We start from the raw sequence: 14,507 nt of genomic DNA, 5'->3' as shown, positions 1-14,507 counted from the left end.
CCCGGAGACCGCATGGATCATTTCACCTATCGCGGCGGGCGCCTCCATGCCGAGGACGTGCCGCTTGCCCGCATCGCCGAGGCCGCGGGCACGCCGGTCTATGTCTATTCGACAGCGACGCTTGCGCGCCATTTCCGCGTGTTCGACGAGGCGCTGGCGGGAACGGATCACTTCATCGCCTATGCGCTGAAGGCCAATTCCAACCTTGCCGTGGTGGCGACCCTGGCGCGGATGGGCGCGGGCGCCGACGTGGTGTCCGAGGGCGAGTTGCGCCGGGCGCTGGCGGCGGGGGTCGAGCCCGCGAAGATCGTGTTCTCGGGCGTCGGCAAGACGCAGGCCGAGATGCGCGCGGGGCTCGAGGCCGGCATTGCGCATTTCAACGTCGAGAGCGAGCCCGAGCTCGAGGCGCTGTCCTCGGTCGCGCAGGCGATGGGCGCGACCGCCCGGATCGCGCTGAGGGTCAATCCGGGGGTGGACGCCAAGACCCATGCCAAGATCTCGACCGGGCGCTACGAGGACAAGTTCGGCGTGCCGATCGACCGCGCGCCCGCCTTCTACGCCCGGGCGGCGGGCCTGCCGGGGATCGAGGTGGTGGGCGTCGATGTGCATATCGGCAGCCAGTTGACCGACCTCGCCCCCTTCGAGGCGGCGTTCACCAAGGTGGCAGGGCTCACGCGCCGGCTGCGGGCCGAGGGGCACGACATCCGCAGGCTGGACCTCGGCGGCGGGCTCGGCATCCCCTATCGCGCCTCGAACGAGGCGCCGCCGCTGCCCTTCGACTATGGCGCGCTGATCCGGCGCACTGTGGGCGACCTCGGCTGCCAGATCGTGATCGAGCCGGGGCGGCTGATCGCGGGCAATGCGGGCGTGCTGGTCGCGCGCTGCATCTATCGCAAGGCGGGCGAGGGGCGCGACTTCGTGATCCTCGACGCCGCGATGAACGACCTCGTGCGCCCCGCGATGTACGACGCCTGGCACGACATCGTGCCGCTGGTCGAACCCGCGCCGGGCGCGCCCGTGGCGCCCGTGGACGTGGTGGGGCCGGTCTGCGAATCGGGCGACACATTCGCCAAGGCGCGCGAGCTGCCACCCGTGGCACCCGGGGACCTCGTGGCCTTCCGCTCGGCCGGGGCCTATGGCGCGGTGATGGCGTCGGAATACAACACCCGCCCGCTGGTGCCTGAAGTTCTCGTGAACGGCGCCGAGTTTGCCGTCGTCCGGGCACGCCCCACATATGACGAGATGCTGGCCCGTGATAGGCTGCCGCCCTGGGTCGGGTGACGGAGCGGTTGAGGACGGTCACGCCTGCCGCTAGCCTGACCTGACGGACCCCTGCCGCGGCGGCGCGCCGCGAGGGGCCTGCGGACAGCCGACCCGCGGCTGGCGCGGCGATCGGCGGAAAGGCACGGATGGCGAGGTTCAGCTTCCGCGACAGGGCCCGGGCGACCAGCCTCCGGCTGCGTCGCCTGATCGCCGCGAGTGGCCGGGCGCTGGCGCTCGAGCGCGCGGCGCGCGCCTTCTGGCCGCTCTCGACCGCGCTCTGCCTGTCGGCGGCGGCGGTGCTGCTGGGCGTCTTCGAGTGGTTGCCTGGCCTGTGGCATAGCGCGGGCCTCGCGGCGATCGGGCTCGGGCTGGCCGCGGCGCTTGGCTGGGGACTGTGGCGCTTCCGCCTGCCGCGCGAGACCGAGGCGCGGGCCCGGCTCGACGCGGCGGCGCCCGATCGGCCGCTGGCGGCGCTGTCGGACCGGCTGGCCTCGGGCGGCAGCGACCCCTGGGCGAGGGCCGTCTGGCTCGAGCACCAGCGACGCGCCGAGGTCGAGGCCGAGCGCCTGACGGTGGCGCCCCCCGCGCCCCGGCTTGCGCATCTCGACACCTGGGCCCTGCGGCTGGTGGCGCCGGTCCTGCTGCTGGCCGGCGTGATGGCGTCGGAAGGGCGCTGGGCGGACCGGCTGGCCTCGCTGATGGCGCCGCCCTCGACCGGGGGGCAGGCGCAGGACGCAGTTGCAAGCCGCGTGCCGATGGCCGAGGGCTGGGCGACGCCCCCCGCGCATACCGGGCTCAGGACCGTCTATCTCGCGACTGACGGCGCGCCGCGCGGCCATTTCGTGCTGCCCGAGGGGTCGGAGGTGACGCTGAGGGTGACCGATCTCGGCGAGGCCCCCGAGCGCGAGGGCGATGCCGGCATCGCGACGGCGGGCTTCGTCGCGCTGGGTGCGGGGCTCTCGGAACTCACCGGCGTGATCGAACGGTCGGGCCGGCTCGTGATCCGCGGCGGCGGCGACGTGCTGGCCGACTGGAGCGTTGAGGTCACGCCCGATGCGCCGCCCGAGATCGGGATGCCGCAGACGCCGGTCGCGGCGCTGACCGGAGCGCTCGAGGTGTTCTTCTCGGCGCGCGACGACTATGGCGTCGTTGCCGCCTGGGCCGAGATCGCGCCGCCGGGCGGCATGAGCGACGGGCGCGGCCTCGCGCTCGAGCCGCTCAGCTTCGCCCTGCCGCTGCCGATCACCGGCGACCCGCGCGAGGTCAGCGATTCGGTGATGCAGGACTTCGGCGAGCACCCTTGGGCCGGCGGCCCGGTCGAGCTCACGCTCTATGCCGAGGACGGCGCCGGCCAGGTGGGCAGCCACGGCCCGGTGCGCATCATGCTGCCGGGGCGCAATTTCAGCCATCCGCTGGCGCGCGCGCTGGTCGAGCAGCGGCGCGAACTCGCGCTCGACTTCGGGCAGGCCGAGCGGGTGCTGGACGTGCTCCAGGCCGTCACGCGCCGGCCGGGCGAGGTGTTCGGCGACAAGCACGGGGCGTATCTGGGCACCAGCGCGGCGATCCGTCGGCTGGCGCTGGCGATCGTCGGCGGCACCGTCGCTGCCGAGGCGCCCGATGTGATCGAGTATCTGTGGCTCGCGGCGCTCGACCTCGAGGGCGGCGACCTCGCCAACGCGCTCGAGCGGTTACGCCAGGCGCAGCAGCGGCTGCGCGACGCACTCGAGAACGGCACCGACGAGCAGGTTGCCGCGGCGATCGAGGAGTTGCGCGAGGCGATCCAGCAGTATCTCGAGGAGATGGTGCGCCAGGCGCTGGAGAACGGCTTCGACCCGAGCCAGCAGCCGCAGGGTCCGCAGGGCAACGAGATGACCCAGCAGGACCTCGACGAGATGCTGGACGAGCTGCAGCGCCGCGCCGAGGGCGGCCTGCGTGACCAGGCGCGCGACATGCTGAGCCAGTTGCAGCGGATGCTCGAGAACCTCCAGGCGGGGCGCATGCAACCCGGCCAGCAGGGCAGCCAGGGCCAGCAGGCGCTGCAACAGCTCCAGGAACTGATCGAGCGCCAGCGCGATCTGGCCGACCGCACCTTCGGCGAGGCCCGGCGCGAGCGGCGCGAGGGCGGCGGCGACGGGCAGGACGGCGGCCAGCAATCGCAGCGCGGCCAGCAGGGCAGCGAGGGCGAGGGCCAGATGGGCCAGGGCAGCGGTCAGGGCGAGCAGGGCCAGGGCCGGCAGCCCGGGCGCGGCCAGCAGGGCCTCTCGGCCGAGCAGGAGGCGCTGCGCCGGATGCTCGACGACCTCGCGCGGCAGATCCCGGGCGGGCAGGGTGGCGAGGACATGCGCCGCGCGCTCGAGGATGCGGGCCGGGCGATGGGCGAAGCGCGCGACGATCTCGACGCGGGCGAGCCGGGTTCTGCCGTCGACGACCAGATGGAGGCGCTCGACCGGCTCAACGAGGGTGCGAGCGCGTTGGCCGAGGCGCTGCGCCAGCAGGGGCAGGGCGACGTCAACACCACCGGCCGGCGCGGCCGCGGCGAGGCCGCCGACAATCGCGAAGCCGACCCCTTCGACCGCCCCTCGGGCAGCTATGGCGCGATCGACGGGCGCGACACCGGGTTACCGGACCGCTCGGCCATCGACCGCGCGCGCGAGCTTCTGGAGGAGTTGCGCCGCCGGGCCGGCGAGCCGATGCGCCCGCAGCTCGAACTCGACTATCTCGACCGGCTGATCGACCGCTTCTGACGCGGCCTGGGCGCGACCGCCGGCACCCCGCGCCGGCGGTGCGTTACATCGATTCCTCGATCACCCGGTCGACCTTCTCGCGGATCTTGGCGTATTCCTCGCCGGCGACGGTGCGCCAGCCGTCGATCACGGCGACATACTCGTCCATCGCCGGCCCGCTTTCCGGGACGCGTGCGACGATCTCGTCGCTGAACGCATAGATCAGCGCCATCCCGCAGGCGACCATAACCACCAGCATCATTCCGGTGGTCAGGGCGCTGGAGGAATTGCGCTGCTCCTCGGCGATCATGCGGCGGCGATGGCGCCGGGCATGGCGCTTGGCCAGGCGAGACGCGTCGTAGTTTGCGCGCCCCGAGCCCTGCGCCGCCGCCTTGCCACGGGAATCGTGCTGCAGCAGCTTCTCGCGCAGCGGGTCGTGATAGGTCTCCTCGACCACTGGATCGGGCCGCCGCGGTGCGGGCTTTGGCTGCGGCGCGGCAGGAGTGCCGGCCGGGGTGAAGCCCGACACGCCCGCCGCGGCGGGTTGCGCCGGGGCGGGCGCGGGCGCGGTGCCGCTGCCAGGCCGAGGCGACTGGAGTTCGTCCAGCATGCGCCGGATTTCGGCCATCTGCGCCTCGCGCTCGGCGCTCGCGGGGCCCGCGGGGCCGGTGGCGACAGCCGCCGCCGCGCCGGCCGCTGCGCCCGCGGCTGCCGCGCCTGCGGCGGCGGCCGGGGCGACGGTCGGCTCGACGCGCTCGGCGCCGCCGCCTGCGGCTTCGGTCCCGCCGGCGCGCTCGGCCGCGAGGATGCGGCGCCAGGTCGGCTCGGGCTGGGGCTCGGCCTCGGCCTCGGGCCGGGGCTCCGCCTCGGGCTGGGGCTCGGCCTCGGGCTGGGGCTCGGCCTCGGGCTGGGGCTCGGCCTCGGGCTGGGGCTCGGCCTCGGGCTGGGGCTCGGCTTCGGGCGTGGCCTCCTGTCCCATTTCATGCTCGGGTTCCGCATCCCGCATGGCTGGCGGGGTCTCGCGTGGTGCGTCCTTGGCGCCGCGCCCCTCGGGCTCGCCGGCCGGTGCGGCAGCGGCCATGCCGCCCGCGTCGGGCTCCGCCCCGGCGGCCATCCCGCCGCCGGGGAGCGCGCGCTGCGGCCCGGTTTCATGCACCGGCGCGGCGACGCCGGGGGGGCGGGCGAGCCAGATCTCTCCGCATTTCGAGCAATGGACGCGACGACCCTCGGGCCCGATCGCCGAGTCGGGCACGCGGTATTTCGCGTTGCAGGATGGGCAGACGATCTCGCTCACGTCAGGCTCCCCCTTTCGGAGACAGGCGGCCCAGGCGTCGCCCGGGGTCGCGCGCAGCAGCATCCGGATTTGGCACCATCTTAATCTCAGTTGTCAAACCTCTGCAAATGTGCAGGTTCTGACCGGCGTGCTCAACGGGAACCTGACGGTGATTTCGCTCGACAGGATCAGCTTCGGATATGACGGCCGTGCGACGCTGGAAGGCGTCGAAGTGACGATTCCCGCGGGCTCGTTCCACTTCCTCACCGGTCCGTCCGGCGCCGGCAAGACGACGCTGCTGAAGCTGATCCATCTCGAGCACCGCCCGCACAAGGGCAGCATCGCCCTGTTCGGCGAGAACATCGCGCCCTCCGACGCCGCCCAGCGCACGCGCCTGCGGCGCCGCATCGGCGTGGTCTTCCAGGATTTCCGCCTGATCGATCACATGAGCGTCGCCGACAATATCGCGCTGCCGCTGCGCCTTCAGGGAAAGCCCATGGCAACGCACCGCGAGGACGTGACCGAGCTGGTGGAATGGGTCGGTCTGACCGAGCGGGCGGATGCGCTGCCGCGCACCCTTTCGGCTGGCGAGAAACAACGCGCCGCGATCGCCCGCGCGGTCATCACCTCGCCCGAGCTGATCATCGCCGACGAGCCCACCGGCAACATCGACGCCGAGATGGGGATGCGCATCCTGCGCCTGCTGGTCGAGCTGAACCGGCTGGGCAAGACGGTGCTGGTGGCGACCCACGACCTCGGCCTGATCCGGGCGGCCAAGTCGCTGGTGCAGGCAAGGACCCTGCGGCTGAGCGAGCGCCGGCTTCTCCTGGCGGCGAGCGAGCTGTGATGGCGGCCTTGCGCAGCATCGCCGCGCGAATCGGCCTTCTGCCCGACGACGAGGGCGGCCCGCCCATCGTGCCGCCCAGCGGCTGGTCGGCTTGGCTCACGACGCTGACGGCGGGCGCGATGGCGTTCCTCGCCCTCCTGACCATCGCGGCGGGGCTTGCCGCAGGCGGGCTCGCCGAGGACTGGCGGGCCGATCTTGCCGAGGCCGCGACGCTGCGCCTGCCGGCGGGCACGGATGCGGCGACGGTCGCGCAGGTCGTCGATCTCCTGCGCGCGACGCCGGGCATCGCCTCGTCCCGGCCGCTCGACGCGGCCGAGCAGGCGGCGCTGCTCGAACCCTGGCTTGGGCGGGGCGCGGCGCTCGACGACCTGCCCCTGCCCGTGATGATCGATCTCAGGGTGTTGGGCACGGGACCCGACGTGGCGGCGCTGGAGGCCAATCTCGGCCTGACGGCGCCGGGGGCCGTCTACGACGACCATGCGGGCGTCCGCGCGCCGCTGGGCCGCGCCGCCGAGGAGGTGCGGCGTCTCGCGCTCGCGGGCACCTTGCTGGTGATCGTGGCGGCGGCGTCCATGGTGGCGCTGGCGGCCCGCGCCAGTCTCGCGGCGAATTCGGAACTCGTCCGCATCATCCGGCTGATCGGCGGCGAGGACGCCTTCATAACCCGCGCCTTCGTCGGCCGCGTGGTTCGGCGCACTGCGCTGGGTGCGCTGGCCGGCGCGGCGCTGGGCGCGGCGGCATTGGCGGCCCTGCCCGCGGGCGGCGCGGCGGCGGCGCTCGCGCCGGTCCTGCTGCCGGGGGCCGAGGGGCTGGCGGCGCTTGCCGCCGCAGTCGCGCTCGGCCTCGTGGCGGTGGGCTGGGCGGCGGCGCGGATCACGCTGCGGGTCACGCTGCGCGAGATGGAGTGAGTCGGGCAATGCAGACCCTGCGCCATGCCGCCTTCCTGGTGGCGATCTACGGCCTGATGGGGGCGATGGGCATCCTGGGCCTGCCGGTCATCATCTGGTCGCGCGACCTCTGTTACGCCTGGATGCGCCGCTACGCGCGCTGCGTCTTCGCCATCGCACGCCTGATGTGCGGCATCACCGCCGAGGTCCGGGGCGAGGTGCCGCAGAGCGCGGTGATCGTCGCGGCCAAGCACCAGTCGATGCTGGACGTGCTGCTGATCTTCGCCTGCCTGCCGCGCGCCAAGTTCGTGATGAAGCGCGAGCTTTTGTGGATGCCGGTGTTCGGCCTCTACACCTGGCGGATCGGCACCGTCGCCATCGACCGCGAGGCCCGAGGGCAGGGCGCCAAGGTGCTGCGCGAGGTCTCGGCACAGAACCACGAGGCGGGGCAGGTGGTGATCTATCCGCAGGGCACGCGCGTGCGTCCCGGGGTGGCCGCGCCCTACCGTCGGGGGGCCGCGATGCTCTACCGCCAGCTCGACCTGCCGATGGTGATGGCCGCGACCAATGCCGGGGCGTTCTGGCCCAAGGGCGGCACGATCCGGGGGCCCGGGAACCTGGTGGTCGAGTTTCTCGGAACGCTGCCCCCGGGCCTGCCGGGGGCCGAGGTGATGGCGCGGATGGAGGCCGAGATCGAGCCCGCCTCGGACCGTCTGGTGGCGGAGGCCGAGCGGCGGATGGGGGTGGCCTGACGCCGGCTCAGGCGAGCGCCTTCGACCCCATCTCGAGGAACTTGCGCCGGCGCCCGGCGCGCAGATCGGCCGCGCTCTGGCCATCGAGCTCGCCCAGCATCGCGGCGATGGCGTCGCCCGTGCGGGTGATCGCGAGCGCCCGGTCGCGCTGCGCGCCGCCCAGCGGCTCCTCGATCACGCGGTCGACGACGCCCAGCGTCCTGAGATCTTGCGCGGTGAGGCGCAGGGCCTGCGCCGCCTCCTTCATCTTCTCGGCGTTCTTCCAAAGGATCGAGGCGCAGCCCTCGGGCGAGATGACCGAGTAGACGGCGTGCTCGAGCATGGCGATGCGGTTCGCCGTGGCGAGCGCCACGGCCCCGCCCGAGCCGCCCTCGCCGATCACCACCGAGACGATGGCCGAGCCGAGCCCGAGGCACGCCTCGGTCGAGCGGGCGATCGCCTCGGCCTGCCCGCGCTCCTCGGCGCCCTTGCCGGGATAGGCGCCGGGGGTGTCGATCAGCGTGACCACGGGCAGGTGGAAGCGGTCGGCCAGCTGCATCAGCCGGATCGCCTTGCGGTAGCCCTCGGGCCGCGCCATGCCGAAGTTGCGCTCGATCCGGGTCTGGGTGTCATGGCCCTTCTCGTGCCCCATCACCACCACCGGGCGGTCGCGGAAGCGCGCGAGCCCGCCGACGATGGCGTGGTCCTCGGCGAAGTTGCGGTCGCCCGCCAGCGGCGTGAACTCGGTGAAGAGGGCGCGCACGTAATCCAGCGCATGCGGCCGGTCGGGATGGCGCGCGACCTGGCATTTCTGCCAGGGGCTGAGGCCGTGATAGAGGTCGCGCAGCAGTTCGCCCGCGCGCGCCTCGAGCTGGTCGGCCTCGGCCTCGACCTTGAGGTTGGGGTTCTGCCGCGCCATGGCGCGCAGCTCTTCGGCCTTGCCCTGAAGCTCGGCGATCCCCTTCTCGAAGTCGAGATAGTTGCGCATGATCCTGCCCGTGGCTGACCCTGTGCGCCGCGCCATGCTGCGGCGTCCCGGTCAGATGGACCATCCGGGCGCGAAATGCAATTGGCAGGCGAGGGCTGACAGCGGCACACCGCGAAGATACGCTGAGACGATCGGACGACTTGTACCGAGGCCTCTTGGGGAGAGGACGCCGCATGGAGCGCAGGCTCGCCGCCATCATGGTCTGCGACACGGTCGGATCGACGGTCGCCATCGGGGCGGACGAGGAGGCGGTCGTGCACCGCATCTCGATCTGCCTCGACACCGTTGCCGCGGCCGTCGCGCGATTCGGCGGGCGGGTCTTCAACACGACGGGCGACGGGCTGCTCGCCGAATTCCCGAGCGCCGTGAACGCGCTGCGCGCCGCGATGGAGGGGCGCGCGGCACTTGCAGGCGTCGAGGGCACCTGCCCCGAGGATATGCGTTTCGGCCTTCACCTCGCGGATGTCCTGGCCGTGGGCGGCGATCTGCGCGGCGATGGCGTGAACCTCGCCGCAAGGATCCAGGCGACGGCAGAGCCGGGGGCAATCGAGGTCTCGGGCACGCTCTACGACCATGTTCGGCGCGTCTCGCCCTGTGTCTTCGACGACCTCGGCGCCCGCGACCTCGCCGGGATCAGCGAGCCGGTGCGCATCCTCCGGGTGCGGAGTGGCATGAACCGGCACGTTTTCCAGTCGGCGCCGACGCGCGTGCCGGAACAGTCGCCGGCGCGGCCGAACTCGATCGCGGTCGTCCCGTTCCGCACCGCGTCATCGGCCGACGAGGATCAGCAGTTCCTGGCCGACGGGTTGACCGAGGACCTGATCCTCGAACTGAGCCGCGTCCGAGACCTCTTCGTCACCTCGCGCTCGGCCTCGGCCGCGCTCCGCTCGACCGACCCGGTCGAGATCGGGCGGACGCTCGGCGTGCGCTTCGTGCTCGCGGGGTCGATCCGCCGCCTGCGCGAGCGCATCCGCTTCAATCTCACGCTGACCGAGACGACACGGGGCGAGATCGTCTGGTCGGACCGGATCGAGCGGTCCTTCGACGAGGTGATGGAGGCGATGGACGAGATCACCGCGCGGGTCGCGGCGACTGCCTCGAACCGGATCGAGCATGCCGGGATGAGCGAGGCGCGCCCCAAGCGGCCCGAGAACATGACCGCCTACGAATATTATCTGCGCGGTCTCGAGCATCACCGGCTTGGCGGCGTCACCGACGCGCATGTCGAGGAGGCGATCGACTGGTTTCGCCGTGCCCGCGAGGCCGATCCGAATTTCGGGAGGCCGCTCGCGATGCATGTCTGCGCGTGGTCGTATCTGCCCGACTTCGATATCGCCGAGGCCGAGAAGATGGTGGCCCGGGCGATCGACCTCGATCCCTGCGACCCGGAAGCCCACCGGATCATGGGTATCGTCCAGCTCAAGAAGAACGGCGACTATGCCGCCAGCCGGCGCCATCACGAGCGCGCCATGCAGCTCGCGCCGAACGATTCGTACATCCTTGGCCGATGCGCCGCCTTCTACATCTTCGCGGGCGATCCCGACCGCGCGCTGAAGCTGCTTGACCGGGCCGAGGCGCTCGACCCCTTCCTGCCCGTCTGGGTGACCGAGGAGCGGGTCGCCGCGCTCTACGCCCTGGGCCGCTACGACGAGATGCTTTCAGTCGCGCGCACGCTGCCCTTCCAGACGAGGCGCTCGCGGCTCTACCGCGCCGCGGCGCGGATGATGGCAGGCGATGCCGAACGGGCCCGGCAGATCGTGCGCGAGGCGCTGACGGATGCGCCGGATCTCACGGCCGAATTCATCCGCACGCAGGAACTCTACGCCGACCGCGATGTCCTGCAGACGCTCGTTCGCCTCTGCGTGAATGCGGGACTGCCCGAGAGTTCGCTCCCGCGCCTCGCGGCAGTCTGAGCGACCGCTCAGCCCGCCGCGATCAGTTCGGCCTGTTTCACGATCACCTCGGCCTGCCGGATCGAGGCGAGGTCGATCAGCTTGCCGTCCAGCGTGACGGCGCCCGAGCCCGCCTGCTTGGCGGCCTCCATCGCCTCTAGCACGCGCTGGGCCTGGGCGATGGCGGCGTCCGAGGGGGTGAACACCTCGTTCGCCAGCGCCACCTGGCTGGGGTGGATCGCCCATTTGCCGACCATGCCGAGCGTGGCCGAGCGCCGCGCCTGGGCGCGGAACCCCTCGGGGTCCGAGAAGTCGCCGAAGGGGCCGTCGACCGGCAGCACGCCATGGGTGCGGCAGGCGGCGACCATGGCGACCGAGACATGGTGCCATGGGTCGGGGTAGTGGATGGCGCGGGGGCCGCCATCGGCGCGCGCGTCTTCGATCATGAAATAACCGGGCTGGGTGCCGCCGATCGCGGTGGTCTGCATGCCCATCGAGGCGGCGTAGTCGGCGGGTCCGAAGCTCATGGCCTGCAGCCGCGGCGTCGCGGCCGCGATCTCCTCGACATGGGCGAGGCCGGCGGCAGTCTCGATGATCACCTCGAAGCCCAGCTTCTTGCGGCGGCCCTTCGCGGCCTCGATCGCGGCCACCAACGCCTCGACGGCGTAGAGGTCCTTCGCGTTGCCGACCTTCGGGATCATGATGAGGTCGAGCCGCCCGCCCGCCTGCTCCAGCAGGTCCACGACATCGCGATACCAGTAAGGCGTGTCGAGCCCGTTGATCCGCACCGACAGCGTCTTGCGGCCCCAGTCGATCTCGTCGATCGCGCGGATGATGTTGGCGCGCGCGGCCTCCTTGTCCGAGGGCGCCACGGCATCCTCGAGGTCGAGGTTGATCACGTCCGCGCTTGATGCCGCCATCTTGGGAAAGATCGCCGGGCGCGAGCCGGGGCCGAACAGCTGGCAGCGGTTGGGGCGGGCCACGGGCGCGGGCTGGACGGTGAAGCTCATCGGGCGACTCCTCGGCATGCCGCAGTGCGGCGCAAGATTGTTGCGCCGCACACTAGATGGCGGGCCGTGGAGCGTCAATCGACACGGGCCTGGCCCCTCCCGTTTGTCGCAGCCGTTGGCGTCTGCTAGTTTCGGTTCAGGCGCGGGAGGGAAGGAGGGGGCGATGCCCATCCGGGAGACCTACGCCGTCTCGACAGCCGCCGCCGAGCGCTACGAGACGCAGAAGGTCGCCGCGATCTTCCGCCCGCTGGCCGAGGGGACGCTGCGACGGCTCGCCCCCGCGCCCGGCCAGCGCATCATCGACATTGCCTGCGGGACGGGTATCGTCGCGCGCCTTGTCGCCGGGATGATCGCACCTGCGGGGCGGGTCGTCGGGGTCGACCTTAATCCGGCGATGATCGCGGTGGCCCGGCGCCAGCCCGTGACCGGCCGCGTCATCCCCGAGTATCGCGAGGCGGACGCAGCCGCCCTTCCGTTCGACGCCGCCGCGTTCGACCTTGCCATCTGCCAGCAGGGGCTTCAGTTCTTCCCCGATCGCCGCGCGGCATTGGCCGAGATGGCCCGAGTCCTCGTCCCGCGCGGGCGCCTTGCCTTCAGCATCTGGAGCGGCGTGCCACCATTCTTCGCGGCCCTTGGCGAGAGCGTTGGCCGGCACCTCGGCGCCGAGGCGGCGGCGCGCTGCGTAGCGCCTTTCGCCCGGCCCGATCCGGCGTTCCTGCACGCCGACCTGCGCGCCGTGGGTTTCGCGGGCATCGCCGAGACCGAGATCGAGCTGATTCGCGTGATGGCGCCGGCCGAGCGTTGCGTCCCGGCGGAACTCCTCGCCTCGCCCCTGGCCGAGACCGTGTCGTCGGCGCCGCCCCAGGCGCTGGCAGCGATCGTGGCCGAGATGGAGGCGGCGATGGCGCCCTTCGCCACGGCCGCGGGTCTGGCGGTGCCGCAGGCTGCGCTTCTCGTAACCGCCGACCGGCAATGAGTTGCTTGCATCGGCGGCACATTCTCCTTACCTGACCGCCATGCTGCGACCCATCCTCATCCACCCCGATCCGCGCCTCAAGAAGGTCTGCGAAGGCGTCACGGACATCGGCCCCGCCGAGGCGCGGCTGATCGAGGACATGTTCGCTACCATGTACGACGCGCCGGGCATCGGCCTCGCCGCGCCGCAGGTGGGGGTGAACGCACGGGTGATCGTGATGGACTGCGCGCGGCGCGAGGACGAGCCGCCGCAGCCGGTCGCGCTGATCAACCCCGAAGTCGTCTGGGCCTCGGACGAGACCGCCGACTACGAGGAGGGCTGCCTCTCGATCCCCGAGATTTACGCCACCGTCACCCGCCCGGCATCGGTCCGCGTGCGGTTCCGCGACGCGCAGGGCGCCGAGCGCGAGGAGGGCTATTCCGGCATCTGGGCGACCTGCGTGCAGCACGAGATCGACCATCTGAACGGGCGGCTGTTCATCGACTATCTCGGGCCCATGCGGCGGCGGATGATCACCGAGAAGATGAAGAAGCTGAAGCGCGAGCGCGCCAAGGCGGGGGCGGAGGCCTGAGCGCCTTGCGCCTCGCCTTCATGGGCACGCCTGATTTCGCGGTGCCGGTGCTGCGCGCGCTGGCTGCGGCCGGGCACGAGATCGCCGCCGTCTACACCCAGCCGCCGCGGCCCGCAGGGCGCGGCAAGCAGCCCCGCCCCTCGGCCGTGGCGGTGGCGGCCAGCGAGTTGGGACTGACGGTCCTGACCCCCGAACGTTTCCGCGACGGCGCCGTGCAGGAGGGCTTCGAGGTGCTGGGCCTCGATGCGGCGGTGGTGGTGGCCTATGGTCAGATCCTGCCGCAGCGCGCGCTCGATGCTCCTCGCCTCGGCTGTTTCAACCTCCACGCCTCGCTGCTGCCGCGCTGGCGTGGCGCCGCGCCGATCCAGCGGGCGGTCATGGCGGGCGACCCCGAGACCGGCGTCTGCGTGATGCGGATGGAGGCGGGGCTCGACACCGGTCCCGTTCTGGCCTGCGAGGCCACCCCGATCGCGCGCGACGACACCGCGGCCACGCTGCACGACCGGCTGGCGGAAATGGGCGCGCCCCTGATGGTGCGAACGCTGGCCGATATCGCGGCCGGGCGGGCACTGGCGCGCCCGCAGCCCGCAGAGGGCGTTACCTACGCCGCCAAGATCGACAAGGCCGAGGCCCGCATCGACTGGACGCGCGAGGCGGCGGCGCTGTCGGCGCATGTCAGGGGCCTCTCGCCCTTCCCCGGCGCGTGGTGCGAGATCGCGGGCGAGCGGGTCAAGGTGCTGATGGCGTTGCCCGAGCAGGGCCATGGCGCGCCGGGCGAGGTGCTGGACGACCGCCTTCTGGTCGCCTGCGGGCAGGGCGCGCTGAGGCTTGCGCGGCTCCAGCGCGCCGGGCGCGGCGAGGTGACGGCGGCCGAGTTCCTAAATGGCCTTCCGGTCGCGCACGGCACGCGGCTGCGCTAGACTTCGCGAGGAAAACGGAGGGTTGCCATGCGCATCGGCGATGCCGCCCGGGCCTCGGGCCTGCCGGTCAAGACGGTCCGCTACTATGCCGATATCGGCCTCGTCGCGCCGTCGGGGCGCGGGGGTAACGGGTATCGCGACTATTCCGCAAGCGACGTGCGTCGGCTCGGCTTCGTGCGCCGCGCCCGGGCCTTCGGCTTCTCGATCGACGAGTGCCGCGAGCTGCTGGGCCTCTACGCCGACCGCGGGCGGGCGAGCGCCGACGTCAAGCGCATCGCCGAGGTGCGCATCGTCGAGCTCGACCGCCAGATGGCCGAGCTGGCCGAGCTGAAGTCCGACCTCGCGCATCTGGCCGAAGCCTGCGCCGGAGACGGTAGGCCCGACTGCCCGATCCTGAACGGGCTGGCGGGCGAGCGGCGCTGAGGC

Annotated in this window: 13 protein-coding genes; 10 read left to right on the top strand and 3 right to left on the bottom strand. The window is 72.3% G+C overall.

Annotated elements, in window-relative coordinates; genetic code table 11:
• Nucleotides 1–12 precede the first annotated feature (12 nt).
• Together lysA and M1105_RS15890 are read left to right on the top strand one after the other, a co-directional pair.
• Complete coding sequence (gene lysA / locus M1105_RS15895; RefSeq protein WP_249581359.1) at nt 13–1,281, top strand: diaminopimelate decarboxylase; 1,269 nt, start codon at nt 13–15, stop codon at nt 1,279–1,281.
• Nucleotides 1,282–1,409: 128 nt separating this feature from the next.
• On the top strand, nt 1,410–4,007 hold the full coding sequence (locus M1105_RS15890; protein ID WP_249581358.1) for a TIGR02302 family protein: 2,598 nt from the start codon (nt 1,410–1,412) through the stop codon (nt 4,005–4,007).
• Nucleotides 4,008–4,050: 43 nt separating this feature from the next.
• Here the strand turns inward: M1105_RS15890 and M1105_RS15885 are convergent, their stop codons facing one another.
• On the bottom strand, nt 4,051–5,280 hold the full coding sequence (locus tag M1105_RS15885; RefSeq protein ID WP_249581357.1) for a zinc-ribbon domain-containing protein: 1,230 nt from the start codon (nt 5,278–5,280) through the stop codon (nt 4,051–4,053).
• A gap of 148 nt (nt 5,281–5,428) precedes the next feature.
• On the opposite strand from M1105_RS15885, the gene M1105_RS15880 reads away from it, so the two are divergent.
• The 3 genes from M1105_RS15880 to M1105_RS15870 are packed head-to-tail and all read left to right on the top strand — an operon-like array spanning nt 5,429 to nt 7,745.
• Complete coding sequence (locus tag M1105_RS15880) at nt 5,429–6,106, top strand: cell division ATP-binding protein FtsE (protein ID WP_249581431.1); 678 nt, start codon at nt 5,429–5,431, stop codon at nt 6,104–6,106.
• Nucleotides 6,106–7,014, top strand: coding sequence for a cell division protein FtsX (locus tag M1105_RS15875; protein ID WP_249581356.1), 909 nt, complete (start codon nt 6,106–6,108; stop codon nt 7,012–7,014). Before M1105_RS15880 ends, M1105_RS15875 begins: the two co-directional genes overlap by 1 nt.
• Nucleotides 7,015–7,022: 8 nt before the next feature.
• The gene (locus tag M1105_RS15870; RefSeq protein WP_249581355.1) at nt 7,023–7,745 is read left to right on the top strand and encodes a lysophospholipid acyltransferase family protein; all 723 of its coding nucleotides are present in this window, start codon (nt 7,023–7,025) and stop codon (nt 7,743–7,745) included.
• A gap of 7 nt (nt 7,746–7,752) precedes the next feature.
• Here M1105_RS15870 and M1105_RS15865 read toward each other — a convergent pair whose 3' ends face one another.
• The gene (locus M1105_RS15865) at nt 7,753–8,712 is read right to left on the bottom strand and encodes an acetyl-CoA carboxylase carboxyltransferase subunit alpha (protein WP_249581430.1); all 960 of its coding nucleotides are present in this window, start codon (nt 8,710–8,712) and stop codon (nt 7,753–7,755) included.
• 173 nt (nt 8,713–8,885) lie between these two features.
• On the opposite strand from M1105_RS15865, the gene M1105_RS15860 reads away from it, so the two are divergent.
• Nucleotides 8,886–10,625 (top strand): adenylate/guanylate cyclase domain-containing protein, encoded by a 1,740-nt coding sequence (locus M1105_RS15860; RefSeq protein ID WP_249581354.1) that lies wholly within the window; start codon nt 8,886–8,888, stop codon nt 10,623–10,625.
• Nucleotides 10,626–10,633: 8 nt separating this feature from the next.
• Here the strand turns inward: M1105_RS15860 and M1105_RS15855 are convergent, their stop codons facing one another.
• A complete protein-coding gene (locus tag M1105_RS15855) occupies nt 10,634–11,614 on the bottom strand; it encodes an HpcH/HpaI aldolase/citrate lyase family protein (protein WP_249581353.1) in 981 nt (326 codons plus the stop codon).
• A gap of 163 nt (nt 11,615–11,777) precedes the next feature.
• Between M1105_RS15855 and M1105_RS15850 the strand changes: the two genes are divergently transcribed.
• Genes M1105_RS15850 through cueR form a run of 4 tightly spaced genes read left to right on the top strand, consistent with a single transcriptional unit; the run spans nt 11,778 to nt 14,504 of the window.
• On the top strand, nt 11,778–12,590 hold the full coding sequence (locus M1105_RS15850) for a class I SAM-dependent methyltransferase (RefSeq protein ID WP_249581352.1): 813 nt from the start codon (nt 11,778–11,780) through the stop codon (nt 12,588–12,590).
• A gap of 40 nt (nt 12,591–12,630) precedes the next feature.
• Nucleotides 12,631–13,161 (top strand): peptide deformylase, encoded by a 531-nt coding sequence (gene def, locus M1105_RS15845; RefSeq protein ID WP_249581351.1) that lies wholly within the window; start codon nt 12,631–12,633, stop codon nt 13,159–13,161.
• Nucleotides 13,162–13,166: 5 nt separating this feature from the next.
• The gene (gene fmt, locus M1105_RS15840) at nt 13,167–14,081 is read left to right on the top strand and encodes a methionyl-tRNA formyltransferase (protein ID WP_249581350.1); all 915 of its coding nucleotides are present in this window, start codon (nt 13,167–13,169) and stop codon (nt 14,079–14,081) included.
• A gap of 27 nt (nt 14,082–14,108) precedes the next feature.
• Nucleotides 14,109–14,504, top strand: a complete 396-nt coding sequence (gene cueR, locus M1105_RS15835; protein WP_249581349.1) for a Cu(I)-responsive transcriptional regulator — start codon at nt 14,109–14,111, stop codon at nt 14,502–14,504.
• Nucleotides 14,505–14,507 lie beyond the last annotated feature (3 nt).

Origin of the sequence: Thermohalobaculum sediminis, assembly GCF_023487995.1 — a bacterium.
Classification (GTDB): Bacteria; Pseudomonadota; Alphaproteobacteria; order Rhodobacterales; family Rhodobacteraceae; genus Thermohalobaculum; species Thermohalobaculum sediminis.
Note: the sequence above shows the minus strand (reverse complement) of the source record. Positions and strands in the feature narration are given on the sequence as shown.

What these genes read in the sequence shown, in the direction of transcription:
- M1105_RS15870 (WP_249581355.1), top strand. Translation starts at nt 7,023, where the DNA reads ATGCAGACCCTGCGCCATGCCGCCTTCCTGGTGGCGATCTACGGCCTG.
- M1105_RS15865 (WP_249581430.1), bottom strand. Translation starts at nt 8,712, where the DNA reads ATGCGCAACTATCTCGACTTCGAGAAGGGGATCGCCGAGCTTCAGGGC.
- M1105_RS15875 (WP_249581356.1), top strand. Translation starts at nt 6,106, where the DNA reads ATGGCGGCCTTGCGCAGCATCGCCGCGCGAATCGGCCTTCTGCCCGAC.
- def (WP_249581351.1), top strand. Translation starts at nt 12,631, where the DNA reads ATGCTGCGACCCATCCTCATCCACCCCGATCCGCGCCTCAAGAAGGTC.
- cueR (WP_249581349.1), top strand. Translation starts at nt 14,109, where the DNA reads ATGCGCATCGGCGATGCCGCCCGGGCCTCGGGCCTGCCGGTCAAGACG.
- M1105_RS15855 (WP_249581353.1), bottom strand. Translation starts at nt 11,614, where the DNA reads ATGAGCTTCACCGTCCAGCCCGCGCCCGTGGCCCGCCCCAACCGCTGC.
- lysA (WP_249581359.1), top strand. Translation starts at nt 13, where the DNA reads ATGGATCATTTCACCTATCGCGGCGGGCGCCTCCATGCCGAGGACGTG.
- M1105_RS15850 (WP_249581352.1), top strand. Translation starts at nt 11,778, where the DNA reads ATGCCCATCCGGGAGACCTACGCCGTCTCGACAGCCGCCGCCGAGCGC.
- M1105_RS15890 (WP_249581358.1), top strand. Translation starts at nt 1,410, where the DNA reads ATGGCGAGGTTCAGCTTCCGCGACAGGGCCCGGGCGACCAGCCTCCGG.
- M1105_RS15860 (WP_249581354.1), top strand. Translation starts at nt 8,886, where the DNA reads ATGGAGCGCAGGCTCGCCGCCATCATGGTCTGCGACACGGTCGGATCG.